Raw genomic sequence first — 26098 nt, 5'->3', positions numbered from 1 at the left:
CTTTTTCGTTATCGAGTGGCTGTGGCACTCAGTGAGTCAGCACCATCATCAGGCTGAGGAAGGCGGCCAGTCCGCCACCGATGCCGATGATCCAGTAAAACCCCTTGGCCCCCTGTTTGAGCGGGATGCGGAAGTAGAGCAGAAACGCCCACCACCCCAGTGCCAGCAACAGAGGAATAAGAAACATTCGAGCCATGGTGTCCTCGCTGTTATTCTGTTGACCCTTGATCAATCAACAGGATGGATTGTGCAATGACGCAACTACAGATTACCGCATTCGGTGACCCCTCGGTACTCAAGCTCAACCCTTCCCTCGATAAGGTGCCTGCCGATGGCGAAGTGCGGGTGCGCATCTGCTTTGCGGGGGTCAATCCCATCGATGCCAAAACTCGCGCCGGTCTCGGCTGGGCGGCGGCCCAGAACAAGGACAAGCTGCCCTGGACACCGGGTTATGACGTCTCCGGCGTGGTGGAGAAGGTAGGCCCCGGTGTGACCTCGCTGGTCGAGGGGGATCGGGTGTGCGGCATGGTCGGTTTTCCTCTTACCGCCGGTGGCTACGGGGAGTCTGTGGTGGCAAGCGAGAGCGAGCTGGTCAAGCTCGACGGGGTGAGCCTTCAGCAGGGGGCTGCGCTGCCGCTGGCCGGTCTCACCGCCTGGCAGGGGCTGCTTGAGCACGGCGGCCTCCAGAGCGGTCAGCGGGTCTTGATCCTCGCCGGTGCCGGTGGGGTCGGCCATCTGGCGGTGCAGTTTGCCAGCGCCTATGGCGCCGAGGTGGTGGCTACCGCCAGCCCCGACAACCATGGCTTCCTGCATGCTCTGGGGGCGCGCTGGATGGTGGATTACCATGATGCGAACTGGCCCGCACGGGTGGTGGCAGAGGCCGGTCAGGTCGATCTGGTGCTGGATCTGGTAGGCGGCGAGAGCGGCAAGGCGGCGCTGGCCTGCGTCAAGTCGGGTGGCCGTCTGGTGACGGTGCCCACCATTACCGCCCAGCAGATCAAGGATGCAGGGGTTGCGGCGGGTATCGAGGTGGTCGGCATGCTGGTTCATCCCGACCAGAAGCAGCTGGGGCAGATGTTGATACTGCTGCGTCAGGGGGAGGTGAAGGTCACCCTCGCCGGTGAATTCCCCCTGGCCGAGGGGGCGCTGGCCCATCAGGCCATCGAAGGGGGCCATGTACGCGGCAAGCTGCTGCTGCGGATGCCTGCGGCCGACGGCTATCCCGGATGAGCGAGATGATGGAGATGGGGCTGGGGTGGCTCTTTTTAAGTGCATTCACCTCCGCCACCCTGCTGCCCGGCAGCTCCGAAGTGCTGCTGGGGGCCATGGCGGCCAAGGGGGAGTGGAGCATGGCGAGCCTGCTGCTGTGGGCGACGCTGGGCAATACCTTCGGCTCCATGACCACCTGGTGGCTCGGCTGGCTCGCCACCTTCAAGAAAAAACCGGAAGATTTTCAAGGCCGTGGGGAACAAAAAGCCTTAGGCTGGCTCAAACAACATGGTCACTGGTGTCTGCTGCTTGCCTGGACGCCGGTGGTCGGTGATGGTCTCTGTCTGTTGGCAGGTTGGCTGCGCCTCTCCTTCTGGCGCTCTCTCATTCTGATCGGGCTCGGCAAATTGTTCCGTTATGCCCTGGTTTTTCTGCTGGCCAGTCACATTTTCTAGCCTGTTTTTGTCACTCACGAGGTTACCGTGAACAAAGTCATACCTTTAACGATTCTGCTGGGCTTCACCCTGCCGGTGCTGGCGGCACCGACCCTGATCGCCGAACAGGGAAAGGAGGAGGGCAAGCTCGCCATCCCCTACCAGATGTACAAGCTGGACAACGGCCTGACCGTGATCCTGGCTCCCGACCGCTCCGATCCGCTGGTGCACCTCGATGTGACCTATCACGTCGGTTCATCCCGCGAGCAGGTGGGCAAGTCCGGTTTCGCCCACTTCTTCGAGCACATGATGTTCCAGGGCTCGAAACACGTCGGTGATCAGGAGCATATGCGGATCATCAACGAGGCCGGTGGTGACATGAATGGCACCACCAACAAGGATCGCACCAACTACTACGAGACTGTGCCTGCCAACCAGCTGGAAAAAGTGCTCTGGCTGGAGGCGGATCGGATGGGCTTCCTGCTCGATGCGGTGAGCCAGAAGAAGTTCGAGATCCAGCGCGCCACCGTCAAGAACGAACGGGCCCAGCGGGTCGACAACCAGCCGTACGGGCTGGTGAGCGAAAAGGTGGGGGAGGCGCTCTATCCGCGTACTCACCCCTACTCCTGGCAGCCCATCGGTTACGTGGAAGATCTCGACCGGGTCGATGTGAACGACCTCAAGCAGTTCTTCCTGCGCTGGTATGGCCCCAACAACGCCACCCTGACTCTGGGCGGCGACTTTGACAGCAAGCAGGCCCTCGAGTGGATCGAGAAGTACTTCGGCTCCATCCCGCGCGGCCCGGACGTGGCCGAGCCGACGCCAAAGCCGGTGACTCTGCCCGAGACCCGCTACGTGACGTTGCAGGACAAGGTGCACCTGCCGCTGCTCTATATCAGCTACCCCACCGTCTCCCTTGGTGATCCGCAGGAGCCGGCACTCGACATGTTTGCCGACGTGCTGGGCGGTTCCGCCAGCTCCATGCTCTACCAGTCGCTGGTGAAAACCGGCAAGGCGATCGATGTGGGGGCGTCCCACTACTGCGAAGAGCTGGCCTGTACCCTGACGGTCTACGCCTACCCCAATCCGTCGCAGGATGGCAGCCTCAAGACCCTCAAGGGGGAGGTGGACAAGGTGATCGGCGAGTTCGCCCAGCGCGGCCTCAAACCGGAAGATCTGGAGAAGGCGATCGCCAAGTATCGCGCCTCTGCCATCTGGGGGCTGGACAGCGTCTCCGGCAAGGTGAGCCAGCTCGCCATGGGTCAGGTGTTTGCCCAGGATCCCAACTATGTGTTCAAGACGCTGGATGCCATCGGCAAGGTGACACCGGAGCAGGTGAAGGCCGCCTACGACAAGTTCATCGCCGGCAAGCCGGCGGTGGTGCTGAGCGTGGTGCCCAAGGGCAAGACCGAGTGGCAGGTTGCCACCCCGAACTTTACCCCCGCCAAGCGCGAGCTGCCGGATTACAGCAAGCATGACGAAGCGCTGGCCGAACGACCGGTAAAAGACAATTTCGATCGCAGCGTGCAGCCCAAGGCGAGCGAGGCGGTGAGCGTCAAGGTGCCTGCCATCTGGCACGGCAAGCTCGACAAGAACATCGAGATCATCGGCACCAAGAGTGACGAGATCCCGGCCGTCTCCATCATGATCGCCCTGCCGGGCGGCATTCGTGCCGAAGATAAGGGGCAACTGGGGCTAGCCAATCTGACCGCCGCCATGATGGGGCAGGGCACGGTGCGCCTGACCGAGGCTCAGCTGAGCGACGAGCTGCAAAAGCTGGGATCTTCCATCGATGTCTCCAGCGCCCAGTACAACAACCTCATCACCGTCAGCTCGCTGGCGGACAAGTTGCCCCAGACGCTGGCGCTGGTGCGCGAGGTGCTGGAGCGCCCGGGCATGCGGGAGGCGGACTTCGAGCGGGTCAAGGCGCAGCTGCTGCAAGGGATGCAGCAGGCCCAGCAGCAGCCCGAGTGGCTGGCCGGGCAGGCGTTCCGCGAGCTGGTCTACGGCAAGCAGAACCGCCTCGGCCAACCCACCGACGGGGTCGCGGCCGATGTGGCCAAGCTGACCCTGGCGGACGTGAAGCACTTCTATCAGGCCTACTACAACCCCACCAACGCCAAAGTGGTGGTGGTCGGTGATGTGGAGCAGAAGCAGATCGAGGAGCAACTTGGCTTCCTGACCGAGTGGAAGGGGGCCACGCCAACCCTGGGGGATCTCAAGCTCAAGGGTGAGCAGGCCAAGCCGGGCATCTATCTGGTCGACAAGCCGGGGGCGCCCCAGTCGGTGATCCGCATTGGTCGTCGCGCCATGCCGTTCGATACCACGGGGGATTACTTCACCGCCGGGCTGATGAACTTCAACCTGGGTGGTAACTTCAACAGCCGCATCAACCTCAACCTGCGGGAGGACAAGGGTTACACCTACGGCGCCAGCTCCGGTTTCTCCGCTAACCGCGAGGTAGGCACCTTCGCCACCGGCGCCAATGTGCGGGCCGATGCGACTGTGGATGCCATCCGCCAGTTCCTCAAGGAGATGGACAACTACCGCAAGAGCGGCCCGACACCGGTGGAGCTGGCCTATATGCGCAGCGCGGTCTCCCAGCAGGATGCCCTCTCCTACGAGACCCTCGGCCAGAAGGCGGGCTTCCTGCTGCAGATGGTGATGTATGACCTGAAGCCGGACTATGTGCAGGCCCAGAACAACCTGATCAAAACGGTGTCGCCCGAGGCGCTGAAGGCCAGTGCCGCCCGTTGGCTCAATTCGGCCGACATGGTGATCGTGGTGGTGGGAGACAAGCAAAAGCTTGAAAAACCCCTGAAGGAGCTTCATCTTCCCATCTATCCGCTGCAGTTGCCGTAACTGACGCTTTATAAAAATCAAGAGCCGCCCCGGATGGGGCGGCCTCACATGAGCCGTGAATATGACTACAACAAGCTTGTCGCTCACCGAGTTGCTGAATGCGTTGGGATCACCGGAGCGCCTCACCGCGCTCAAGGGGATCCGGCGCGGGATCGAACGTGAATGCCTGCGCATCACGCCGGATGGCCGACTCGCACAGAGTGACCATCCCCGGGCGCTGGGCTCGGCCCTGACCCACCCCAATATCACCACCGACTACTCGGAGAGTCTGCTGGAGTTCATCACCCCGGCCACCGACTCCATCGACAGCCTGATGGAGCAGCTCGGCGACATCCATCACCATGTGATTCAGCATCTGGGTGACGAGCGGATTTGGCCGCTCTCCATGCCCTGCTTCGTCGGCGGGGAAGAGAGCATCCGGCTGGCCCAGTACGGCAGCTCCAATATCGGCAAGATGAAGACCCTCTACCGTCAGGGTTTGAAGAACCGCTATGGCAGCCTGATGCAGGTGATCGCCGGGGTGCACTTCAACTTCTCCATGCCAGACAGCTTCTGGAGCGAGTGGCAGGATCTGGTGTGCGAAGGGTGCTGCAGCCAGCGCTTTATCTCCGACAAGTACATGGGGCTTATTCGCAACGTCTACCGCTTCGGCTGGCTGGTGCCCTATCTGTTTGGTGCCTCTCCGGCCATCTGCGAATCCTTCCTCAAAGGGCGCAAGAGCAACCTGCCGTTCGAGAAGACCGGCAAGGGCACCCTCTATCTACCTTACGCCACCGCGCTGCGTCTCTCTGATCTTGGCTATACCAACAGCGCCCAGGCTGGGCTCAAGATCAGCCACGACAATCTGCCGGCCTATGTCAGCAGCCTGCGCCGCGCCATCAATACCCACAATCCCGACTTTGCCAAGATCGGGGTCAAGGTGGATGGGGAGTATCGTCAGCTCAACGACAACGTGTTGCAGCTGGAGAATGAGCTCTACGCCCCGATCCGCCCCAAGCGCACCCCGCGCAGCGGCGAGAAGCCCTCGGATGCGCTGGATCAGCGCGGCATCGAATACATCGAGCTGCGTACCGTGGACGTCAACCCCTTCACCCCTCTGGGCATCGATGCCGACCAGATCCGCTTCTTCGATCTGTTCCTGGTCTGGTGCCTGCTGCGCCCCTCTCCGGTGCTGAGTGACGAAGAGATTGCCCGCAACCGCCGCAACCAGAACAAGGTGGTGCTGGAAGGGCGTCGTCCCGGCCTGACGCTGGAAGATGAGCAGGGCAATGCCATTGGCCTCAAAGAGTACGGCCTCAAACTGTTCGACGAGCTGGCTCAGGTGGCCGATCTGCTGGATCGCTGCTGTGGCCGCAACCGCTATCGCGAGACGCTGGCGATGCACCGCGAGAAGCTGCTCAACCCAGAGCTCACCTACTCAGCTCGCATGCTCAAGGAACTGCTGGAGAGTGGCAAAGACAACGGCTGCTACGGCGACAAGCTGGCGACCCGTTATCGCGAGGAGCTGCTGGCAGGGGAGCTGCAGTACTGGGATGAGGCCTACTTTGCCGGTGAGGCGAAGGATTCGCTGGCCAAGCAGCGCGAACGCGAGCGCAGCGACAGTCTGGCGTTCGATGACTTCCTGGCCGACTACTTCGGTACCAGTACCACCACGGCCTGAAGGCGGGTTCGTACCAACCAAAGTGCCAACAAAAAGCCGCTCGAGTGAGCGGCTTTTTTATTTCTCTGAACCTGAGCGATATCAGACGTGCTTGTACTCAGACATGGTTATACATGGCCTCGATTTCGCTCTGGTACTTGGCCTCGATGATCTTGCGGCGCAGCTTCATGGTGGGGGTCAGCTCACCCAGCTCCATGGAGAAGGCGCTCGGCAGCAGGGTGAACTTCTTCACCTGCTCGAACTTGGCCAGCTCTTTTTGCAGATCGGCGATGCGGGCTTCGAAGAACTCCATCACCCGGGAGTGGCGCAGCAGCTCGGTCTTGCACTGGTACTGCAGGTTGATGGAACGAGCGTACTCCTCCAGCGACTCGAAGCAGGGGACGATCAACGCCGAGACGAAGTGGCGGGCATCGGCGACGATGGCGATCTGCTCGATAAAGCGATCCTTGCCGATGGTCCCTTCCACCAGTTGCGGAGCCACGTATTTGCCGTTGGAGGTCTTCATCAGCTCCTTGAGACGTTCGGTGAAGTAGATATTGCCCTGGCTGTCGAGCTCACCGGCATCGCCGGTACGCAGGAAGCCATCCTCGGTCATCACCTCGGCGGTCGCGTCCGGCTTGTTGTAGTAGCCGCGCATTACGGTGGGGGAGCGCACCAGCAGTTCGTTGTTCTCACCCAGCTTCACCTCGATGCCGTTCAGTGCCGTGCCAATGGAGCCGAGCTTGAACTGGCTGTCTTCGTAGCAGCAGACGGTGGCGGTGGTCTCGGTCATGCCGTAGCCGTACTTGAGGTTGAGTCCCATCGCCTGGAAGAAGAGGTTCACATCGTCGGCAAGACGGGCGCCTGCCACCGGCAGGAAGCGGGTACGACCGCCAAAACGGGCGCGCAGCTTGCGAAACACCAGTCGCTCGGCGAGCCAGAGCTGGCCGTAGAGCAGGGGGGAGGCGGACTTGCCAGCCTGACGGGTTGCAACCATCTGCTTGCCGACCTTGGTCGCCCAGCCAAACAGGGCGCGGCGCAGAGCCGGAGCCTGAGCGACTTTGGCCTGGATCATGGCGTAGGCCTTCTCGTAGAGGCGCGGCACAGCGCACATCACGGTCGGCTGCACCTCGCCAATCACATCCATCACCTTCTGCGGATCGCGGATATAGACGTTCTCGGCACCACAGTAGAGCACGTAGTAGCTCCAGGCCCGCTCGAACACGTGGCTGAGTGGCAGCATGCAGAGCGACACATCCTGCTGATTGAGGTCGAGGCGGCTGTTGTGCATCTCGAAACAGGCGGCGATGTTGCTGAAGTCGAGCATGACCCCCTTGGGCTCGCCTGTGGTGCCGGAGGTGTAGATCAGGGTCAGCAGATCATCCATCCGGTACTGGGTTTCCCGCTCGCGCAGCTCCTGCTCGCTGGGCTGATGGTTGCCGGAGACCAGAAATGTCTGGAAGTGACTCGCCTGCTCGCAGCCGCGCAGATTGACGTTGCCATCGAGGGCGATGAGCTGGCGGATCTCGCCGCTTTCAATCAGTTGCAGCGCCTGATCGAACTGAGGTTGTTCGCCAACGAACAGCACCTTGATGCCGGCATCTTTGACGATGTAGCGCAGCTGATCGAGCGTGCTGGTGGGATAGATAGGGACGCTGACACCGCGGGCGGCAAGGATGCCGAGGTCGGCCTGGGTCCACTCCGGCATGTTGCGGGCATAGATGCCGACCATTTCGGTTGGCTGGTGGCCGGCCCGGATCAGCGCCTGTGCGCAGTAGTCCATGGCCTGGCCCAGAGTACGCCAGCCGATGGCGCGCCACTGGCCATCTTGCTGAACCCGCAGGGCAGCCTTGTTGCCAAGCTGGGCAATACGTTCACGCATCAGTCGAACCAGATGAAGCTTCGGCATCAGTTAAACATCCTTTAATTACAGTTGTACGCCCGCGAGGGCACTAAAAATCGGGCTAGAGTTTAAACTCCAACATTACAGCTTACAAGTGTTCGCTGTTTGTCTTGGATCACAAAGAGCGCAAATAGCTCTCCCTTTGCGCAGACTGGCCGATACTGCTAGGAGGCAGAGAGAGGGTTAACGATATGAATCTGTGGGTGAAAGGGGCGTTGGCCGCGGTCGGGCTGATGGTGGTGGGGGGCGCTGCGTTTTGGTTCTTTGCCGGAACGTCATCACAGGGGCCCGCCAATCCCTGGTATCAGGGGGCCGAGGGGTATCAGCAGGCGCAGCAACAGGCGCTGGCGTTGGGCTATCCGCTGCTCTATGTGCTGGAGACCCCCAAGTGCCGCCGCTGCGGCGATCTGGAGAAGAAATTCTGGCAGAGCAAGGAGATGGCTGGCCCGCTTGCCCGGTTGGTGAAAGTGCGGCTCAACCCGGGCAAGGGGGATGGCAGCGAGCAGATCCTGCGCCGCTTTCCCAAGGTCGCCACGCCGCCAGGCATCTATATTCAACAGCCGGGCCAGCCCCTCAGACCCATCAAGATAGTGGTGGATATCGACCAGATCTGGATGCCGGGAAAAACCTGGCAGCGTGGCTTCTATATGCCGCTCTCCGGTGCCGGATTCGAGGCGGTAGTGCACACTACGCTTGCCTTGCAGGATCCCGCACTGGACAATGCCCCCCTCGATTGAGGGGGACAAAAGGCTTGGGCGCGACGAACAGGCTGGATCAGCCGAAATCGAACAATCGCGACATCAGCACCGCATCTTCCCTGTCGTTGCCGGTGCCGTAGTAGTCGGCGCGGCGGCAATATTCGGCAAAACCGGCGCTCTCGTAGAGGTTGATGGCGGTCTGGTTACCGGCCCGTACCTCGAGAAACCAGGCCTCTGCCCCGGCTTGCTTGCTGCGCGCCAGATAGGCCTGCAACAGCGCTCGTCCCAACCCCTTGCCCTGAAACGCCGGATGCACGCAGATGTTCATCAGCGAGCTGTCACCGGCCACCAGATCCGAGATATAGAAGCCCGCCGGGGAACCATCGACCAGCATCAAGCCGTTGAGATAGCGAGGGCCGAAGCAGGAGAACAGGTTGGCCTCACTCCACGGCTCCTTGTGAGCGGCTTGCTCGATGGGGTAGACAAGGTCGAAATCGCTCTCGAGCAGGGGACGAAACTCAGGCATGGGGGCTCCGGATGGCAAGATGTTGGGCACTGTGGTTAGCAGAGGTTGCAGAGGCGGCATTTGTAAAATCAGGTAAAAAGAGCAGCATCACAGTGGGTCTTGGCGGCATGATGCAGGATCACGCCGCGTTGGCCGCAAGGTGCTGGCGCAGCTGTTGCCACAGGGCGCGCTTTTGCGCGGCGCTGGGGGTGAGCGGGCAGATCAGCGCATTTGGCCGCTCGGAGTTGGCTTCCGTCAGCCAGAGCAGAGGGGAGGCGCCCGCCGATTGTAGATCGGCAGGCGGCAGCTCGCTGAGCAGTGAGACCTCGTCGGGGGTCATGCCGAGCAACTGGCAGATATCCGCCAGCAGCGTGGTGGCAGGCAGCTGAGGCGCCAGCAGCCAGAGTTTGCCGCTGGGCAGCGGAGCGCGGGTGGCCGGTGCTGTCTGGTCGGGCTGCACGGTATCTTGCGCAAGCTCGGGAGCGGGAGCTGTGCCCAGCAATGCCGGACGACGCAGTTGCCAGCTTTGAATGCCCATGCGGGCCAACATGCTCTGACGAACGGGATCTTGCATTTGAGGCGACTCACTCTTGATCTGCATTGGGGAAAATTGTGTTGCGCAGGGTACACTCGAACCGCTTTTGCTGCACCCTTTGCAACGCATCATCTGGCGCATGCGGGCATGGTGCCATCACGACACTGGCTATGCATGGGCGCAGCACGCTGCCGATACGGTATCGCACTGCCTTTGCGTTTTTTCCTGCCAGAGGCGGGTATTGTGCGGCAAGAGATACCAGAATAAACATCATAACAAGACAAAACCCAAGGTCGAGCAAATGGATATCGCGCCTTGGGGCTAACATCATCCCAGCTTCGGAACACTCTCTATGTCGTCTTTAGCTCAAGCCCAGAACCCTGCGCGTCTTATTCCCATCCAGGAGCGCTTGCCCCGGCTGCTGGCCGCCCTCGGTGAGGGACTCTACGAACGACAGGATGCCCTGCGCCTCGGTCTGCTGGCTGCCCTCAGTGGCGAGAGTGTCTTCTTGCTGGGGCCGCCCGGTATCGCCAAGAGCCTGATTGCCCGTCGCCTCAAGCTGGCCTTTCACGACGCCCGCCACTTTGAATACCTGATGACCCGTTTCAGTACGCCGGAGGAGGTGTTTGGCCCCCTCTCCATTCAGGCGCTGAAAGAGGATGGCAAATATCTGCGCCTCACCACAGGTTATCTGCCAGAGGCCGAAGTGGTATTCCTCGATGAGATCTGGAAGGCGGGCCCTGCCATTCTCAACACCCTACTCACCGCCATCAACGAGCGGCAGTTTCGCAACGGCGACAGCCAGCACCCCATCCCGATGCGCTTGCTGGTGACTGCCTCCAACGAGCTGCCGGCGCCAGACAGCGGGCTGGAAGCGCTCTACGACCGGATGCTGGTGCGGATCTGGATGGATCGGGTACAGGAGAAAGCCAATTTTCAATCCATGCTGGCCAGCGATGGCCACGCTCACCAGAACCTGCCGGAATCCCTGCAGATCCGGGGGGATGAGTACGAGCAGTGGCAGAGCCAGATTGAACAGGTGCGCCTGCCGGATGCCTGTTTCGAGCTCATCTATCAGCTGCGCCAGCAGCTCGACAGCCAGCTGGCCCATCGCTGTTATGTGTCGGATCGCCGCTGGAAGAAGGCGGTACGGCTCATCAAGGCGAGTGCCTTCTTCAATGGCCGCGATGAGGTCGCACCGGTAGATCTGCTGCTGTTCAAGGATTGTCTCTGGCATGACGAGGAGTCCCGCACCGCCCTGCTGGAGATGATGACCGAATTCTCCCGCCTTTACGGCTATCAGCAACTGGCGATGACCCGTCAGCTGCTGGCGTTGCGGGATCAGTTCAAACAGCTCAAACAGAGCGTGGCCCAACGCCTTTGCACAAAGGCCCGCCAACGCAACCAGTGGTTTGGCCGGCGGGCCCGGGGTATCGAGATCCCGCTCGCCAATGCCAGACCCTTTGGCAAGCAGGTGCACTTCCATCTGCTCACCCCGGCGCCGCTGGATGGCGGCGATCCTGAACGGCTCACCCGCACCCTGGTGTTCGATCGCACCTTGCTCTCCCATTGGCATCCCACCGGTGAGGCGCTGGTGGGTTATGAGTTCGGCAACCCGAAAGAGGGGCATTACGAGCTGGTGCTGGACGATGAGCTGCGGCTGCAGGTGCTCGATATCCAGCGCCAGCAGATCCCGTTGGTGCTAATGGAGCGCAACGCCATCCCCGAGGTGGTGCTGGCGCCCTGGTTGCAGTCACTCGACGAGCAGCTGGTTCAGGTCGGCAAGGTGATGCAGATACTCAAGCAGCAGCGCAGCCTGTTCGAGCGTCACCAGCAACACCTCTTTATCGCCCAGCGCTGGCTGCAGCAGGTGGAAGACAGCTTCTTCGTGCTGAACCGGGATCTCGAACTGCTGCGTAGCGAGCTGACCCAGTGGCGCGAGCGGTTGCCAAGGCTGGACGAGTAAGGAGCGCTCATGCTTGAGATCGGCATGCTGGATCTGGGCCTTCTCATGGGAGAGGGTGAGCTGGCGGGAGAGGTGGTGGCGCTGCTGGCGGCCTCACCCAAGATTTCCGAATTTATCAAACGCTCCCCGCTACAGGGCAAGCTGCTGAAAAAGCGCCTGCAGAGTTGGGGCGAGCAGCTTGGTGAGGAGATCCGTCACAAGCCGGTGCCGGTGGCGTTGGAGCAGGAGTACTTGCTCTATCAGGCGCACCGGCAACTGCCGATGACCGAGCTGATTGGTCGCCTGCCCGGCCTACTGGAGTCGCTGGAGCAGTACAGCCCCTTCGCCGGTGAGGCCCGATCCTTGGTGCGTCAGCTGACGGCCCACCCCACCGAGGGGCTGCGCCAGCTCTTTATCGACAAGTGGCGCGCCAGTCTGGTGGGAAGCTTGCTGCAACTGCAGCAGCAGATCGCCGAAGCGGAGCGGGAGAAGCAGCGCCAGGAGATTGAAGATCAGCTGCTGGCGAGCCGCACTCTGGCCGATGCCCTCGATCCCAACAAAATCTCGGCTGGTGGCCTGTGGGATCTGGCACAGGGGCACTGGCACAAGCGCAGTCTGGTGCTGGTCAAGCAGTATGCCCGCATGTTGCAGCGCGAACCCTTGCTGGCGGAGATTGCCGGCCTGCTCGGGCGCAGCGAGCGGGATCGGCGGGCGCAGGAGCAACCTGTGCCGCCGGTGCAGGTGCTGGAGCTGGAGCCAGCACCCAGCGACGATGTGCCGGACGATCTGGTGGGCATCCATCAGGCGAACGATCTGATGCGGCTGCTGCCAAGTGAAGCTGTGATGCTGGGGCTGCCGGAGCTGGAGCTGGAGTTCTATCGCCGCTATCTGGAGCGGCGCCTGCTCAGCTATCAGTCACGTGGCACCTTGCCGCGCCAGCGCATCATGCTGCGCACCCCGGAGCAGGGTGGCCAGCAGTTGCAGCAGCGAGGCCCCTTTATCGTCTGCGTCGATACCTCCGGTTCCATGGGGGGCTATCCCGAGGAGTGTGCCAAGGCACTCTTTCTGGCGTTGCTCAAGGTGGCTATGGATGAGAAGCGCGGCTGCTACCTGATGCTCTTCTCTACCGAGGTGGCGACCCTCGAGATCACCGCAGATACCGGTCTGGACAAGGCGGAGCGCTTCCTCTCCATGAGTTTTCACGGCGGTACCGATCTGGTGCCCTGCCTGGAAAAAGCGCTGGCCAAGCTCGATGATCCCGCCTTTGCCAAGGCGGATGTGCTGGTCATCTCCGACTTTATCGCCCAAAGCTTGCCCCATCCCCTGCTCGATCAGATGAACCGCTATCGCCAGCGCCAGACCCGTTTTCACGCCGTCGCCATGTCCCGCCACGCCAAGCAGGCGCTGCTGCGGGTATTTGACAACAGCTGGCTGCTCGATTGCGGCCTGCGCGGCCGGCTGCTGCGGCGCTGGCAGCATCTGTGACGATATAGAGAACACAAGTTGGGCATCTGATTGCGATTTTCCCCCTCCCTGATTCGGCCGGCGCTCACCCTGACTCGACGATGATTCGCTACTGTGGGTCCGGTGGACATATCTTTGGGCTTCCTGCGGTGGCGCTTCCCTTTACAACGGTGGTGGCAGAAGGGAACAATAACAATAGTCATGTAGTATCGGATTGCCCCTTTTATCCGGAGAGTTTATGCGTCATCTCGCTGTACTGCTTTTGTTGGCAGCGTTCAGGCTTGCGGCTTATCCTTTGGCTCCTGCCCAGCTGGAAGGGGTGCTTGATGAGATGGAGCGAACCTACCAGCTTATAGAGTTACAGAGCGAGCGACTTAACCAGTTATTGCTGGAGGGGGATTCTTATTCACAATCGCAGCTGATGCGGATCAGGCGTTTGACCTGTTGGGCACAATCTGCCGATGACATGCAGAAGTCCAGTGCGGCTGTTACCTATGCCAATGCCCAATTGTTGCTGGCGTATCAGCAGCAGGATGGCGTTGCTATGGCAGACCTGACCATCTGTCGTGGTTGGTTCAATCAGCTACTGGGTGATGTGGCACATGCCCGTAAGGACTACGATGAGGGGTTGCAACGGGCCAGGGTGGCCCACGAGCCAAAGCTGGAAGCTCAGGCTCTCTCTCACCGTGGCGCTATGTTGTCGTTTCACGGCGCGGCAGGCCAAGGGTTGGTCGATCTTACTAGGGCGCACACCATTTATGAACGGCTCGGATTGATATCATGGTCTCAGCACGTCCAGCTGGAGATTGCAGCAGCATTTCGTCGTATGGGCCTTTATACCGATGCATTTACTGCTTTGGCGCCGCTTCGTCCGTACTTTATCGTCAGCAGTGATCGCTTCGGCATGGCCAGACTTAGCGATCAACTTGCTCTTATCTACCTGCGGACCGAACGTTATCAGGATGCCTTGGCTGAACTTGAGCTCAGCTCTGCATACTACCGTCAGATCCGGTATCGGATTGAGCATGCTGCTCGTCAGATAATGAAGGCCGAGGCCCTGCTCGGGCTGGGTAACCCCGATGAAGCAAAGAGTTTGTTGGATGCGGCTAGCAAAGTCTTGTTGGCAGATGTGGATCCCGTGCTTTATGGCCGTGTAGAGTTGGTGAGAGCCAAGTGGCAGCTGCAGGCTGGGCAACCGGAACAAGCGCTGCAGTCGCTGGAGCGAGTTGAGCCCATTCTCAAGGCGAAGGGCTATGTACTGTTTCTTACCACGTTGTATGCATTGCGTGCTGAGGCACAGGAGGCGTTGCATAACTATCCTGCGGCGTTGGCTGCCCAGCGGGATAACCTGACGCAAGAACAGCTCCTCGCTCAACTGTTACGGGAGCAAAGCATTGCCTGGGTTCGCGGCGAGTTCGAACTGGCCCGTCAAGAAGGCGATAATGCACGACTGAGAATCGAGCAGCAGTTGCAGCAGCAGGAGCTGGAGCAGGTCAAGGAGCGTCGTTTCTGGCTGCTGGTGGTGATGGTGCTTTGCGGGGTACTGGCGCTGCTGACGATGGGGTGGCTGCTTGATCGCAACCGTCGGATGCGTCGTCTGGCCTTTACCGATGAGCTGACCGGCATCAACAACCGCCGTCGCGTGCTACGGCAGGGCAGCGATATGCTGGCGCAGGCTCGCAGGCAGGGCACGCCATTTTGCCTGCTGGTGTTCGATATCGATCACTTCAAGCGGATCAACGATACCCTGGGCCATCACCAGGGAGACAGGGTGCTGCAATGGGTCTCTCGAGCGGCAGATCGTCAGCTGCGGCACCAGGATCAGTTGGGACGTACCGGCGGAGAGGAGTTCTTGATCCTGCTGCCGGATACCAGCCTTGAAGAGGCGTGCCGGGTGGCTGAGCGGATCCGTCACTCGGTCGCCAACCGGGCGCTGCCCGGCATGTCGTACCCGGTAACCATCAGTATCGGATGTGCCTCTCTGCGAGACGATGATCAGGATCTGGCGGCCTTGATCCAGCGTGCCGACAATGCGCTGTATCGTGCGAAAGAGGCGGGGCGCAACCGGGTGGAAACAGATAACTGACGGGCTGGGTATTGTCATTCATCAGGGTGTCATCGCTATTCGGGAGCACACTGATACGGCGATGATGCTCGTCCCCTGCGCTCGTTCTTGCCTGAGATGGCAGATTGGCAAGCACGAGCGCAGAAGACCGTCAGAAGGGCGTTATGCCCAGGCGCTGCCGCCATTGAGGTGAAGCACCTCACCATTCATGTTGTTATTGCTCATCAGGAACAGTGCGGCCTGCGCATAATCTTCTCCCTCTCCCAAGCGTTTCAACGGCAGGCTTTGCGCCACGGCTGCCACTTTTTGTGGGTCATTGCCCAGTGCTTTAAGCAGCATGGGAGTGCGCATGGGGCCCGGGTTGATGACGTTGATCCGACGAGGGGTCAGCTCGGTAACCAGACTGTGAGCCAGCGTTTCAACCGCGCCAGCTGCAACGGCAGGGAGTGCCTTACCTAGTTGTGGGCGGCGCGTCACCATCCCGGACGTGAGCACGATGGAGCCGCGTTCGGACAGTTTGGGTGCTGCGGCGCGGATCGCATGAACACTTCCCCAGAAGCGGCTGTCCATGTTGATTTTCAAATCCTCGATGGCAGCGGTGAGAAAGCTGCTTGGTCGCATGACTGCGGCGGTGATGACGAGATGATCCAGCGAATCCAGTTGGTTGAAAAAGTGATTGACGGAGTCGACGTCGAGAATATCCAGTTGATGGCCACTGGCATTTGCGCCCAGTTCAGCCAGCGCAGTGGCAAGCTGCTCACGGTTGGAACCGCCGATAATGACCTTGGCGCCTTGCTCGATCGCTTGTTGGGCGGTGGCCAGGCCAAGACCCGAGGTACCACCGATAATGACGATCTGTTGATTGTGCAGGGTGGAATGTTTCATGTAATGACCTCTCCATTATGTAGATACGATTTACATATTTGTAGCTGGGTAGGGAAAGTCCAAGTATGAAAATTTATCAAGAGTGGTTGTTGCTGGCATGAGGAGGGGGCCAAGTCCACGTGGTCCGGATGCTGCCATCCGATTCGGAGTGTTTGATTTTCTGTTCAGTTGGAACCAGTGGAACGGAGGAGCGGCCAAATTATCATCTATTGTCAGGCTGGGTATTTTTCACTCGCGCGGGTATAATGTCGCGCAATTTTGCTTTGACTCAGGCGAGAAGACCCATGTAACGCAACCCTCCTCCCTCTCTCCACCAGGTTGGCAATACGCCAGCTGGCGTGGCTTTCGTTGCGTATACATGTGCCGTGAGCGGCATTCCGGATTTATTCCCACGGTGGCTGATGCCACCGCTCAATAGAAGAACGTTGAATTATGTCAGCTGAATTTCTGAGTGAAGTCTCCAAGAGACGCACTTTTGCGATCATTTCGCACCCGGATGCGGGTAAAACCACCATCACCGAGAAAGTCCTGTTGTTCGGACAGGCCATTCAGCGCGCCGGTACCGTCAAGGGCCGTGGCTCGGGCCAGCACGCCAAATCCGACTGGATGGAGATGGAGAAGCAGCGTGGTATCTCCATCACCACCTCGGTGATGCAGTTCCCCTATGCCGATTGTCTGGTCAACCTGCTCGACACCCCGGGTCACGAGGACTTCTCCGAAGATACCTACCGTACCCTGACCGCGGTCGACTGCTGCCTGATGGTCATCGACGCCGCCAAGGGTGTTGAAGACCGGACCCGCAAGCTGATGGAAGTGACCCGTCTGCGTGATACCCCCATCCTCACCTTCATGAACAAGCTGGACCGCGAAGTGCGCGATCCGATGGAAGTGATGGACGAGGTGGAGCGCGAGCTGAAGATCATGTGCGCCCCCATCACCTGGCCTATCGGCTGCGGCAAATCCTTCAAGGGTGTCTATCACCTCTACAAGGATGAGACCTATCTCTATCAGAGCGGTCAGGGCCACACCATCCAGGAGAAGCGGGTGGTCAAGGGGCTGAACAACCCGGATCTGGATGCCGCCGTCGGCGAAGATCTGGCCCAGCAGCTGCGTGACGAGCTGGAGCTGGTGCAGGGCGCCTCTCCCGAGTTCGATCACGATGCCTTTATCGCTGGCGAGATGACCCCGGTCTTCTTCGGTACCGCACTGGGTAACTTCGGTGTTGACCACATGCTGGATGGCCTGACTGACTGGGCGCCGTCTCCCATGCCGCGCAAGGCCGAGAGCCGCGAAGTGGTAGCGACCGAGGAGAAGTTCTCCGGCTTCGTGTTCAAGATCCAGGCAAACATGGATCCGAAGCACCGTGACCGAATCGCTTTTATGCGTATCGTGTCAGGTACTTACAGCAAGGGCATGAAGATGCGCCACGTGCGTATCGGCAAGGATGTGAACATCTCCGACGCCGTGACCTTTATGGCCGGTGACCGTGAGCAGGCGGAAGACGCCTTCGCCGGTGACATCATCGGTCTGCACAACCACGGTACCATCCAGATCGGCGACACCTTCACCCAGGGTGAAGATCTCAAGTTCACCGGTATCCCGAACTTTGCGCCGGAACTGTTCCGCCGCATCCGCCTGCGCGATCCGCTCAAGCAGAAGCAGCTGCTCAAGGGGCTGGTGCAGCTCTCGGAAGAGGGCGCGGTGCAGGTGTTCCGTCCGCTGATCAGCAACGATCTCATCGTCGGCGCGGTCGGTGTGCTGCAGTTTGACGTGGTGGTTTCTCGTCTGAAGAGCGAGTACAACGTCGAGGCCATCTACGAGGCGGTCAACGTCTCCACCGCCCGCTGGGTGGAAGGGACCGACGTCAAGAAGTTTGAAGAGTTCAAGCGCAAGAACGAGGTCAACCTGGCCCTCGATGGCGGTGACAACCTCACCTATATCGCGCCGACCATGGTCAACCTGCGCCTGGCCCAGGAGCGTCACCCCGACGTGGAGTTCCGCCAGACTCGCGAGCACTGATCACCGCTGGTTTGCTTATTGGCAGATAATCAAAGAGACCCCGCTTCGGCGGGGTCTCTTGTTTTGTACCGTTTGCCTGTTTAAGGAGGGATGCAGGGGGGAATGGTTCAGCAGATACCAGTCGCAAGCAGCCCTCACCCTAGCCCTCTCCCGGAGGGAGAGGGAATCATCAGAGGTCTGCTTGAAAGATCACGGAAGTGTTTTTGCCCCCTTCTCCCCTTGCGGGAGAAGGGTTGGGGATGAGGGGGGGCTACCCCAGTGGCAGTACCATGCAGATCTCGCAATCCCCGTGGCCGGTGCAGCCAAGGGGGCCGGGCAGGTGTTCAAAGCCCAGTGATTCGTACAGGCTGGTAGCCTCGCGCAGTACCTCTGTGGTCTCCAGATAGCAGCGGCGATAGCCCAAACCGCGAGCGGCATCCAGTGCCTGCAACACCAGCCGCTTGCCAAGGCCCAGTCCGCGCAGGGCGGGCATAAAGTACATCTTTTGCAGCTCGCAGACTCCCTCTTCTCCCGCCAATGGTGCGATACCACCACCGCCGAGGATGGAACCGTCCGGCCCTTCGATGACCCAGTAGCGACTCTTCTCCCCCTGATAGCTCTGGGAGAGGGTGTCGAGATTGGGATCCGAGACCCCATAGCCCTTGTCTGCGGTGAGGCCATATTCGGCCGAGACGGCGCGGATCACCAAGGCGATCTGGGCATTGTCCGCCGCCGTGATGGGGCGGATCTGGTAGCCCCGCTGGCGACGGGCGCGGGAGAGGGCGCTGCGATAGAGCCGCAGCCCTTGCCACAGCTGCTCCCGCTCGGGCAGGCTCAACTGCGCCAGCATCTCTTCCATCGCCCCGTCCATCTCCCGGTGCAACTCCAGCAGCATCCCCTGACCGTTGACGGTGAGGCGGGCCTCCTTGCTGCGCCCATCGGAGGGGTGCGGGTGCCAGCTGATGAGCTCCCGCTCGGCGAGGCGCGCCAGCGGACGGCTGGCGTTGGATTTGTCGATGTGCAGCTTTTCTGCCAGCTGCTGGTTGGTGGCCGGGGCGTTTTCCAGCTCGATCAGCAGGTGAGCCTCGATGGGGGTGAGGGCCAGATTGCCGCACTGCTGGGAGAGCATGCCGAGTTCGCGAACCAGATCGCGCGACAGGGCGCGCAGGGGACGGGGATCCATATCGTGGGTTCCTTTTTAGTTGTGCATGACAACTAAAATAGCGTAAAAGTTGTAATTCGCAACCTTTTGCTGTGATGACTTGCAGAATATGGGGTGAGCGGCAGCACCGTTGGCGGGGCTGCCGTAGGCAGGGGGAGCGTCAGGCGGCGGCTCTGATAGCCAGCTCCGGGCGGCGGGAGAAGCAGCGGGCGAGCAGCAACATGGTGGCAACGCCTATGGTGCCCAGCACCAGCCAGGGGAGGGCCGGTTGTCCCTGTTGCAGCGAGAAGTCATAGAGGGAGCCGCCGCCCACATAGCCGGTCATGCCCCCCAGCGCCAGTCCGAGGCGGCTGAAGCCCATGTAGCTGCCGCGGGCTGTGGGGTTGGCCAGCCGGGTCATCAGGGTCTCCCGGGCCGGTTCGCAGATGATGATCCCCAGATAGAAGCAGGCCAGCAGCACGAAGATGCCGGAGAGGGTGCTGACGAAGGCGACCAGCCCTATCCCCACCGTCATCAGCAGGATACCTGCCATCAGTCGGCTCTCCAGCCGATAGCGCCGTTCGCTGAAACGGGCAATAGGGTAGAGCAGCGCCAGTGACAGCGCCGTTTCCAGGCTGTACATCCAGCCCACCGCCGTGGTGGTGCCGGAGAGCTGCTTGACCAGAATGGGGAAAATCAGCATCACCTGTACCCACAGCATGTAGTAGCCGCTTAAGATCAGCACCAGTCGGCAGAAGGCGCGATCCGCCAGCACCTGCCCCAACCCTTCCCGCATCGGAGTCGGTTTGACCGAGAGGCGGTAGGCGGGCAGCAGGGTCCAGTTGCACAGGGCCGCCAGCGTGAAGAGTCCGGCGCCCAGCAGGCAGACGTAGGTGAAGTCAAAACGCAGCAGCCAGCTGCCGAGCAGCGCACCGGTGACGGCTCCCGCGCTCTCCAGCATCATCAGCAGGGAGATAAAGCGGCCCCGCTCATGGGGACGGGTAAATTTGATCACCAGTGCGGCCCGTGGCGGGTCGAACAGGCAACCGCCCAGACCCGAGAGGAAGCAGGAGAAGATCAGCATGGCGCCGCTGTCGGCCCAGGCCAGGGTGGCAAAGCCGACGGCGCGCAGCAACATGCCGGTGACGATGAGCGGGCGGGCGCCGAAACGGTCGGCAAGCGAGCCGCCAAAGATCCCCAGCCCCTGCTGGGTCAGCTGGCGCAGGCCGAGGGCCAGCCCCACCAGACCGGCCGCCCAGCCGAGTTGATCGACGAAGCGCAGGCTGATCATCGGCATCACCACAAAGAAACCCAGGATCACCAGTGTGGTATCCAGCGCCAGAAACCAGCGTCCCCAAAACCTCGCCCTATCGACCATAACGCCCTCTCATTCACAGATACCTTCATTCTGGAGAGGGTTTAGATATAGTGGTAGACGACAACTACCTATATTTTATATCAGGATTATTTATGTCTATGGATCTGGACGATCTGCAACTGCTGCTGGATGTGGCCGAGCTGGGCAGCTTCAGTCAGGCGGCGGCCATTCGTGGCTGGTCACAGCCGCTGGTGAGTCAGCGGATTGCCCAGCTGGAGGAGAACCTCGGGGCGCCGCTGTTTCAGCGTCATCGGCGCGGCGTGACGCCGACCCGTGCCTGCGAGGAGTTTCTGCCATCGGCCCGCTCTGCGCTAGCGATCCTGAGCGAAGGGCGGCTGGCACTGCAGGGGGCGCCTGCGCTGCCTTGTATCCGTCTCTCCAGCTTGCCATCCCTCACTTCGGTGGTGTTTGGCTCGCTATTGATGGAGCTGGTGGATGAGCCGTTTGAGATCCGCTGCACCACGGATCACTCCGGCGAGATCATGCAGTCGCTGCTGACCGGGGAGGCCGATATCGGCTTTGTGCTCAAGCGCCCGCCGGTTGCGGGCCTGCAGATGGAGCTGCTCTGTTGCTCCCCCATTATCGCTATCGCCTCGCCATTGCATCCGCTGGCCGGTTGTCACGGCCTCACCCTGGAGGATATTGCCGACCAGCGGCTGGCACCTCAGGTATGGGGGCCGGGGTGTGACGTCTTTATCCAGCAGTTGCGGCGGCTGCGGCGGGCCGCCAGCCCCCTGCATGCGGTGCAGCCCGCCAGTGCGGCGCGGGATCTGGCGCTGGAACACGGGTTTATCACCCTGATGCCGGAGCTGGCCATCAAGCGGGATCTGGAGGTGGGGCGGCTGGTCAGGCTCGATGTGCGCAATCTGCCGCAAGAGCATTGGGATGTGATGATGGCGTGGCGAGGTGGCAAGCGGCCCAACCCGGCTCGGGAAACCGTGTTGGCCACCGCCCGCACGCTGGCGAAACGGTGGCGCAATGAGTAGAACGATGCGGGACAAGGCCCGCATCGGGTGGATCAGTAGCTGGCCTTGAGGGTCACGCCACTGAACGCTGTAAACCCTGACAGCTGCACATGCCAGGTGCCCGCCTTGGGATTGGTGAACGAGCAGCTTTCGTTATTGCCCCCCTTGTAGGGGCGGCAGTCGTAACTGCTGCTGGTGGGGGCGCTGCCAAAGCGGACGTAGAGGTCGGCATCACCGGTACCGCCACTGCTGCTGATCTGCAGCGACCTGGTGCCCGCCGGTACGTTCAGGGTGTAGTTGAGCTTGCCCCCCTTGCTGGCGGCGAGGTTGCTCACCGGCACGCCGTTTTGCAGTACGTTGTCGCTCGGTGGCGGCGTGCTGCCGCAGCTGGCATCAACCCCGACGGTCTGGAAGGCCCGTGCCACATCCGCCTGACTGTAACCCAGATCGGCGGTCGCCCGGCTGACGCCGCAGGCCCCTTGCTGGTAGTTGGTGTTGGCGCCCCAGTAGAGGCGGTTGGCCAGCAAGAACACTTCAAATGCCTTGCGGGTGTTCCAGCCGCTGCTGGTGGCGAGCAGGTAGAAGGCGCGGTTATAGACCCCGGAGCTGTGGTGTACATCCATCCCCTCTTGATAATCCGCCGCATGGCCGATGGATCTGCCATCCCGGGTCGGATCCTCGAAGTAGCGCAGGGAGCCGTTGCCCTTGAAGATCTGGGCGCCGACCAGCCAGTCGTTGCTCCCCTTCATGTAGAACTCGGCCGCTTCACCCGCCATATCGGAGAAGGCCTCGTTGATGCCACCGGATTGTCCTGAATAGACCAGCCCGGAGTTCTGCTCGGTAAAGCCGTGGCTCACCTCGTGGGCCGCCACATCGAGGCTCACCAGCGGGTGGAAGGTGGTAGCGCCGTCACCGAAGGTCATCTGGCTGCCATCCCAGAAGGCATTTTCGTAATTCTTGCTGTAGTGAACCCGCATCTTCAGTTTGAAGGTGAGGGGCGCCGTGTTGTACCAGTTGCGGTACATGTCGAACACCACGTTGCCGAAGTAGTGGGCGTCGTTGAGGGGCGAGTAGGCGCCGTTGATCTCCTTGACCCGGTTCTCCGGGCAGGTGAACTGGTGGATGGCACCGCCTGAGGTGGCGTGGTTGAGGTTGATGGTATCGACGTTGGGGCTGGTCATCCGGCAGTTGTCATCCACGATGAGCGGGCCAAAGTCGGTGCCGTAAAAGTATTTGCCGGTCTTGATGTTGCCCCCGGGGCCGGTGGCGTCCTTGTGGTTGATCCCCTCCCAGCGTTTGAGCTCCTCACCGCTCTGGGCATCAAGAATGACGAAGGGGCGGCTTGGCTTGTCACCTTCCGCAACGAAGGAGACCTGATAGACCAGTCGGGCCAGACCGTTCTCGTCCTGCATCACGTAAAGCTTGATCTGCTCGTTGCTCCCCTTGCTGCCCGCCTTGGCCTTGCTGGCGGCATCCTGTGGCGAAAGGGTGGCGACCGGGCTTGCCACATCCTGATCGATCTGGCGCAGCATGCGTCCACTGGCCTGTTGCAACTGGCCGTTCAGGCTCTTGTCAGCCACCACCACCTGACCCATTACCGGGATGCCGTTCCAGACCTGCTCGTAGCGGATCCGCTGCTGGCCGTTGGGCAGCTTGACCACCCGCACCTGACGAAACTCGCCATCTTCCAGCTGCAAGGTACCACTCGCGGCACTGAGGCCTGTCATGGCCCGGATGCCGTTTGCCGTTACGTTGATCTCTACCTCTTGCGCCGCCAGTGCGGCGCTTCCCCAGCAGGCCAGCGCAACGGCCAGATAAATTTTATTCATCTCTTCTTTCCTTAAATCGATGAGGTTGATAAACCGACCGAAGGTCGGGCGTTTTGAAGCTAGTGCCGGTGGGGGAAAGTGCCCCCTGTCAAAAGTGACAGCGCAGCACAAAGGGGTAGCAGGATCTGCCAAAGTGCCGTTTGGGGGGATTAATCGGCGTCATGTGGAGAGCATTATCCGGTTTCAGACACCCACCCTCCTCTTTTGAGGGAGGAGAGTACGTGCGCTGTCACCTTCTGCGAAGCCTGCCGGAGAGGGGCCGTAAAAGTGGCTGGCGCGGCCAGTGGCGATTGGCTACATTGGGTGCTGATTCGCGATTTGAGCACTGATTTGAAAGGAGAATCCCATGTTTTCATGGCAGTTGGACGACGAGCTTGCGCTGCTCTTCTTGCAGCCAGATATGGCGAGCGAACTGTTTGGCCTCTGCAATGACAACCGGGAGTACCTCTCCCAGTGGCTACCCTGGCCGCCACTGATCCAGCGCCCCGTTGACAGCGCCCTTTTCATTCGCAGTGCCATCGAGAAGTTCGCCCGCGGCGAGGGGCTCACCACCGCCATCGAATATCAGGGGGAGGTGGTGGGGGTCATAGGTTACAACAGCATCGATCACGACCTTGGCAAGGTGGTCATCGGTTACTGGCTGGCGGAGCGCTGGCAGGGCAACGGTATCATCACCCGTGCCTGTCAGGCCCTGATCCACCACGCCTTCGAGGAGATGGGGATGGAGAAGGTGGAGATCAGCGCCGCCACAGATAACGAGCCCAGCAGAGCCGTCTGTGAGCGGCTCGGGATGCAGCTGGAGGGGGTGACCCGGCGCGCAGAGCGGCTGGGCAACCGGATTGTGGACCATGCCCACTACAGCCTGCTGCGCGATGAGTGGCTAAGACAGAGGGAGTCCTGATGGCGCTGCCACATATCAAGACGGCCCGCACCCACCTGACCATACTGTCGCCGGATCAGGCCCCCATGATGCTCGACTTCTACCGGCGCAACCGCGACCACCTTACCCCTTGGGAGCCGCTTCGGGACGAGCACTTTTACACCCTCTCGTACTGGCATGCCCGGCTGCAGGACAGCTACAGCCAGTTCTTCAACGGCACCGGCGTCAATCTGGTGGCCCTCGATCCGGCTGGCGAGCGAGTGATCGCCACCTGCAACTTCAGCAATATCCTGATGGGGGGCTTCAAGGCGTGTCATCTGGGCTATGCCATCGACCAACAGCATCAGGGGCAGGGGGTGATGAGAGAGGTGCTGTCAGCCGCCATCGACTACCTGTTTCGGGAGCACGATCTGCATCGCATCATGGCTTGCTATATGCCTGCCAATCAGCGCAGTGGCGCCTTGCTGGAGCGGCTCGGCTTCGAGCGGGAGGGATTCGCGAGGGCGTATCTGATGATCAATGGTCGCTGGGAGGATCACATCCTCACCTCGCTGATTAATCCGGCGCCCTGAGCGACAGATAAAAAAACGGGCCCGAAGTTGCCTTCGGACCCGTCTTCGAATGAGGTGCAGGCTTAGTTGGCCTTGGCATCGCTCACTGCAGCTTCAACCTTGGTAGCGGCTTCGGTAGCAGCTTTTTCTACGGTTGCAGTCGCTTCGGAGGTGGCCTTCTCTACGGTAGAGGTGGCTTCGCTAGCGGCTTTTTCTACAGTGGCAGCAACTTCGGCGGCCGGAGCAGCAGCAGGAGCGGCAGCTTTTTCTTCTTTCTGACCGCAAGCAGTCAACATCAGACCCAGGATACCGGCTACCAGTACTTTGTTCATGTGCATTCCCTCAAATAAATATGGAGAGATGGTCTGTGCAACCATCACAGCGCCCACCGTTGCCCGGTATTGAAACAAGAAGCCGGGAGGCAGCAGGCGGGCGCAATATAGCCCCATTAGTTACCGATGAAAACGGATATCACAATGACATTTTTTCGTGCCGTGGATAAAAAGCTCCACTGCAACGACTGATATCAATACAAGATGCCGTTAAATGACACTAATTGCACAATAAAACACCGCTTTGCTGCCATCTTGTGGCGATTTAACAAGGTCAAGGTTGGTCAATAGCGGCCGATGACCCGCACCTTAGTCAGACAGCTTCTGACAGGGCAGCCGTTTTCCCTCAAGGTGGCTCTGACGGGCCAGATCCAGCAGTGCCATCACCGCCAGCGCTTCACTTGCTGGCACCGGGTTGCTTCCCTCGTCCTTGATGGCGGCGCAGACACCGCGATAGTAGGCGCCATAATCCCCCGCCTCACCCACCACGCTCTGCTGCTGTAACTGACCATCGACAATGCGGCTGAGCTGACCGGGTTCACTATCAATGCCCCAATCCGCCGCCGGTGGCCGCTTGCCCAGTTTGAGCTGATCTTCCTGCACATCCATACCGAATTTCACGAATGAGCCCTGGCTGCCGTGAATGACAAAGCGCGGCATGGTGGCTGAAACCAGACAGCTGCCATGCAGAATAACCCGCAGAGCACCGTAACCCAGCACCACATGGAAGTAGTCGTCCGCCAGTGCGCCGGGGCGTTGCTCGGCCAGATCGGCCTGCAGCCAGTCCGGCTGGCCGAACAGCTGCAGCGCCTGATCCAGTACATGGGGGCCGAGATCGAACCAGAGGCCGGAACCCGGGCCACCCGCTTCGCGCCAGCGC

At 60.7% G+C, this 26098-nt stretch carries 22 protein-coding genes; 12 read left to right on the top strand and 10 right to left on the bottom strand.

Going from position 1 to position 26098, the window contains the following annotated elements; translation table 11 throughout:
• Window positions 1-28 precede the first annotated feature (28 nt).
• Window positions 29-196 carry a hypothetical protein gene (locus AB5Z09_RS11140; RefSeq protein WP_005308905.1) on the bottom strand — a complete coding sequence of 56 codons (168 nt, stop codon included), beginning with the start codon at window positions 194-196 and terminating at the stop codon, window positions 29-31.
• 56 nt (window positions 197-252) lie between these two features.
• Between AB5Z09_RS11140 and AB5Z09_RS11135 the strand changes: the two genes are divergently transcribed.
• The 4 genes from AB5Z09_RS11135 to gshA all read left to right on the top strand — a co-directional run bounded on the left by AB5Z09_RS11135 (window position 253) and on the right by gshA (window position 6165).
• Window positions 253-1230, top strand: coding sequence for an NADP-dependent oxidoreductase (locus AB5Z09_RS11135; protein ID WP_164461871.1), 978 nt, complete (start codon window positions 253-255; stop codon window positions 1228-1230).
• Window positions 1227-1664 (top strand): YqaA family protein, encoded by a 438-nt coding sequence (locus AB5Z09_RS11130; RefSeq protein ID WP_123173770.1) that lies wholly within the window; start codon window positions 1227-1229, stop codon window positions 1662-1664. The genes AB5Z09_RS11135 and AB5Z09_RS11130 overlap by 4 nt, the downstream gene beginning before the upstream one ends.
• 27 nt (window positions 1665-1691) lie before the next feature.
• A complete protein-coding gene (locus tag AB5Z09_RS11125) occupies window positions 1692-4505 on the top strand; it encodes a M16 family metallopeptidase (protein WP_368195324.1) in 2814 nt (937 codons plus the stop codon).
• A gap of 61 nt (window positions 4506-4566) precedes the next feature.
• Complete coding sequence (gshA, locus tag AB5Z09_RS11120; protein WP_368195323.1) at window positions 4567-6165, top strand: glutamate--cysteine ligase; 1599 nt, start codon at window positions 4567-4569, stop codon at window positions 6163-6165.
• 97 nt (window positions 6166-6262) lie between these two features.
• Here the strand turns inward: gshA and AB5Z09_RS11115 are convergent, their stop codons facing one another.
• The gene (locus AB5Z09_RS11115; protein ID WP_069528041.1) at window positions 6263-8053 is read right to left on the bottom strand and encodes a long-chain fatty acid--CoA ligase; all 1791 of its coding nucleotides are present in this window, start codon (window positions 8051-8053) and stop codon (window positions 6263-6265) included.
• A 185-nt stretch (window positions 8054-8238) separates the two neighbouring features.
• Here AB5Z09_RS11115 and AB5Z09_RS11110 point away from each other — a divergent pair, with 185 nt between their 5' ends.
• Window positions 8239-8784 (top strand): hypothetical protein, encoded by a 546-nt coding sequence (locus AB5Z09_RS11110; protein WP_005340504.1) that lies wholly within the window; start codon window positions 8239-8241, stop codon window positions 8782-8784.
• Between the two features lie 37 nt (window positions 8785-8821).
• On the opposite strand, the gene rimI is transcribed toward AB5Z09_RS11110, so the two are convergent.
• Together rimI and AB5Z09_RS11100 are read right to left on the bottom strand one after the other, a co-directional pair.
• Window positions 8822-9271: a ribosomal protein S18-alanine N-acetyltransferase gene (gene rimI, locus AB5Z09_RS11105; protein ID WP_368195322.1), complete on the bottom strand. Its 450-nt coding sequence runs from the start codon at window positions 9269-9271 to the stop codon at window positions 8822-8824.
• A 118-nt stretch (window positions 9272-9389) separates the two neighbouring features.
• Complete coding sequence (locus AB5Z09_RS11100) at window positions 9390-9824, bottom strand: DNA polymerase III subunit psi (protein ID WP_368195321.1); 435 nt, start codon at window positions 9822-9824, stop codon at window positions 9390-9392.
• A 313-nt stretch (window positions 9825-10137) separates the two neighbouring features.
• Between AB5Z09_RS11100 and AB5Z09_RS11095 the strand changes: the two genes are divergently transcribed.
• The 3 genes from AB5Z09_RS11095 to AB5Z09_RS11085 all read left to right on the top strand — a co-directional run bounded on the left by AB5Z09_RS11095 (window position 10138) and on the right by AB5Z09_RS11085 (window position 15280).
• Window positions 10138-11751 (top strand): ATPase RavA domain-containing protein, encoded by a 1614-nt coding sequence (locus tag AB5Z09_RS11095; protein WP_368172295.1) that lies wholly within the window; start codon window positions 10138-10140, stop codon window positions 11749-11751.
• Between the two features lie 9 nt (window positions 11752-11760).
• Window positions 11761-13215 (top strand): ATPase RavA stimulator ViaA, encoded by a 1455-nt coding sequence (gene viaA, locus AB5Z09_RS11090; RefSeq protein ID WP_368195320.1) that lies wholly within the window; start codon window positions 11761-11763, stop codon window positions 13213-13215.
• Between the two features lie 217 nt (window positions 13216-13432).
• On the top strand, window positions 13433-15280 hold the full coding sequence (locus AB5Z09_RS11085) for a diguanylate cyclase (protein WP_368195319.1): 1848 nt from the start codon (window positions 13433-13435) through the stop codon (window positions 15278-15280).
• Between the two features lie 141 nt (window positions 15281-15421).
• Here the strand turns inward: AB5Z09_RS11085 and AB5Z09_RS11080 are convergent, their stop codons facing one another.
• The gene (locus AB5Z09_RS11080; RefSeq protein ID WP_368195318.1) at window positions 15422-16144 is read right to left on the bottom strand and encodes an SDR family oxidoreductase; all 723 of its coding nucleotides are present in this window, start codon (window positions 16142-16144) and stop codon (window positions 15422-15424) included.
• A gap of 429 nt (window positions 16145-16573) precedes the next feature.
• Between AB5Z09_RS11080 and prfC the strand changes: the two genes are divergently transcribed.
• Window positions 16574-18163 carry a peptide chain release factor 3 gene (prfC, locus tag AB5Z09_RS11075; RefSeq protein WP_085942998.1) on the top strand — a complete coding sequence of 530 codons (1590 nt, stop codon included), beginning with the start codon at window positions 16574-16576 and terminating at the stop codon, window positions 18161-18163.
• Between the two features lie 250 nt (window positions 18164-18413).
• Here the strand turns inward: prfC and AB5Z09_RS11070 are convergent, their stop codons facing one another.
• Window positions 18414-19325, bottom strand: coding sequence for a GNAT family N-acetyltransferase (locus tag AB5Z09_RS11070; RefSeq protein WP_368195317.1), 912 nt, complete (start codon window positions 19323-19325; stop codon window positions 18414-18416).
• A gap of 139 nt (window positions 19326-19464) precedes the next feature.
• Window positions 19465-20661, bottom strand: a complete 1197-nt coding sequence (gene mdtH / locus AB5Z09_RS11065; RefSeq protein ID WP_005340523.1) for a multidrug efflux MFS transporter MdtH — start codon at window positions 20659-20661, stop codon at window positions 19465-19467.
• A gap of 92 nt (window positions 20662-20753) precedes the next feature.
• On the opposite strand from mdtH, the gene AB5Z09_RS11060 reads away from it, so the two are divergent.
• A complete protein-coding gene (locus AB5Z09_RS11060) occupies window positions 20754-21647 on the top strand; it encodes a LysR family transcriptional regulator (RefSeq protein WP_335827226.1) in 894 nt (297 codons plus the stop codon).
• A 32-nt stretch (window positions 21648-21679) separates the two neighbouring features.
• Here AB5Z09_RS11060 and AB5Z09_RS11055 read toward each other — a convergent pair whose 3' ends face one another.
• Entirely contained in the window at window positions 21680-23455 is a 1776-nt protein-coding gene (locus tag AB5Z09_RS11055; RefSeq protein WP_368195316.1) for a M4 family metallopeptidase, read from the bottom strand.
• Window positions 23456-23801: 346 nt separating this feature from the next.
• On the opposite strand from AB5Z09_RS11055, the gene AB5Z09_RS11050 reads away from it, so the two are divergent.
• Window positions 23802-24356 (top strand): GNAT family N-acetyltransferase, encoded by a 555-nt coding sequence (locus tag AB5Z09_RS11050; RefSeq protein ID WP_368195315.1) that lies wholly within the window; start codon window positions 23802-23804, stop codon window positions 24354-24356.
• A complete protein-coding gene (gene rimJ / locus AB5Z09_RS11045; RefSeq protein WP_368195314.1) occupies window positions 24356-24907 on the top strand; it encodes a ribosomal protein S5-alanine N-acetyltransferase in 552 nt (183 codons plus the stop codon). Before AB5Z09_RS11050 ends, rimJ begins: the two co-directional genes overlap by 1 nt.
• Before the next feature lie 62 nt (window positions 24908-24969).
• Here rimJ and AB5Z09_RS11040 read toward each other — a convergent pair whose 3' ends face one another.
• Window positions 24970-25218 carry a hypothetical protein gene (locus AB5Z09_RS11040; RefSeq protein ID WP_005340533.1) on the bottom strand — a complete coding sequence of 83 codons (249 nt, stop codon included), beginning with the start codon at window positions 25216-25218 and terminating at the stop codon, window positions 24970-24972.
• A gap of 309 nt (window positions 25219-25527) precedes the next feature.
• The coding region (locus tag AB5Z09_RS11035; RefSeq protein WP_368195313.1) for a Gfo/Idh/MocA family oxidoreductase at window positions 25528-26098 on the bottom strand (571 nt) is incomplete at its 5' end.

Source organism: Aeromonas sp. R2-2, from assembly GCF_040908355.1.
Lineage (GTDB): Bacteria > Pseudomonadota > Gammaproteobacteria > Enterobacterales > Aeromonadaceae > Aeromonas > Aeromonas veronii.
Note: the sequence above shows the minus strand (reverse complement) of the source record. Positions and strands in the feature narration are given on the sequence as shown.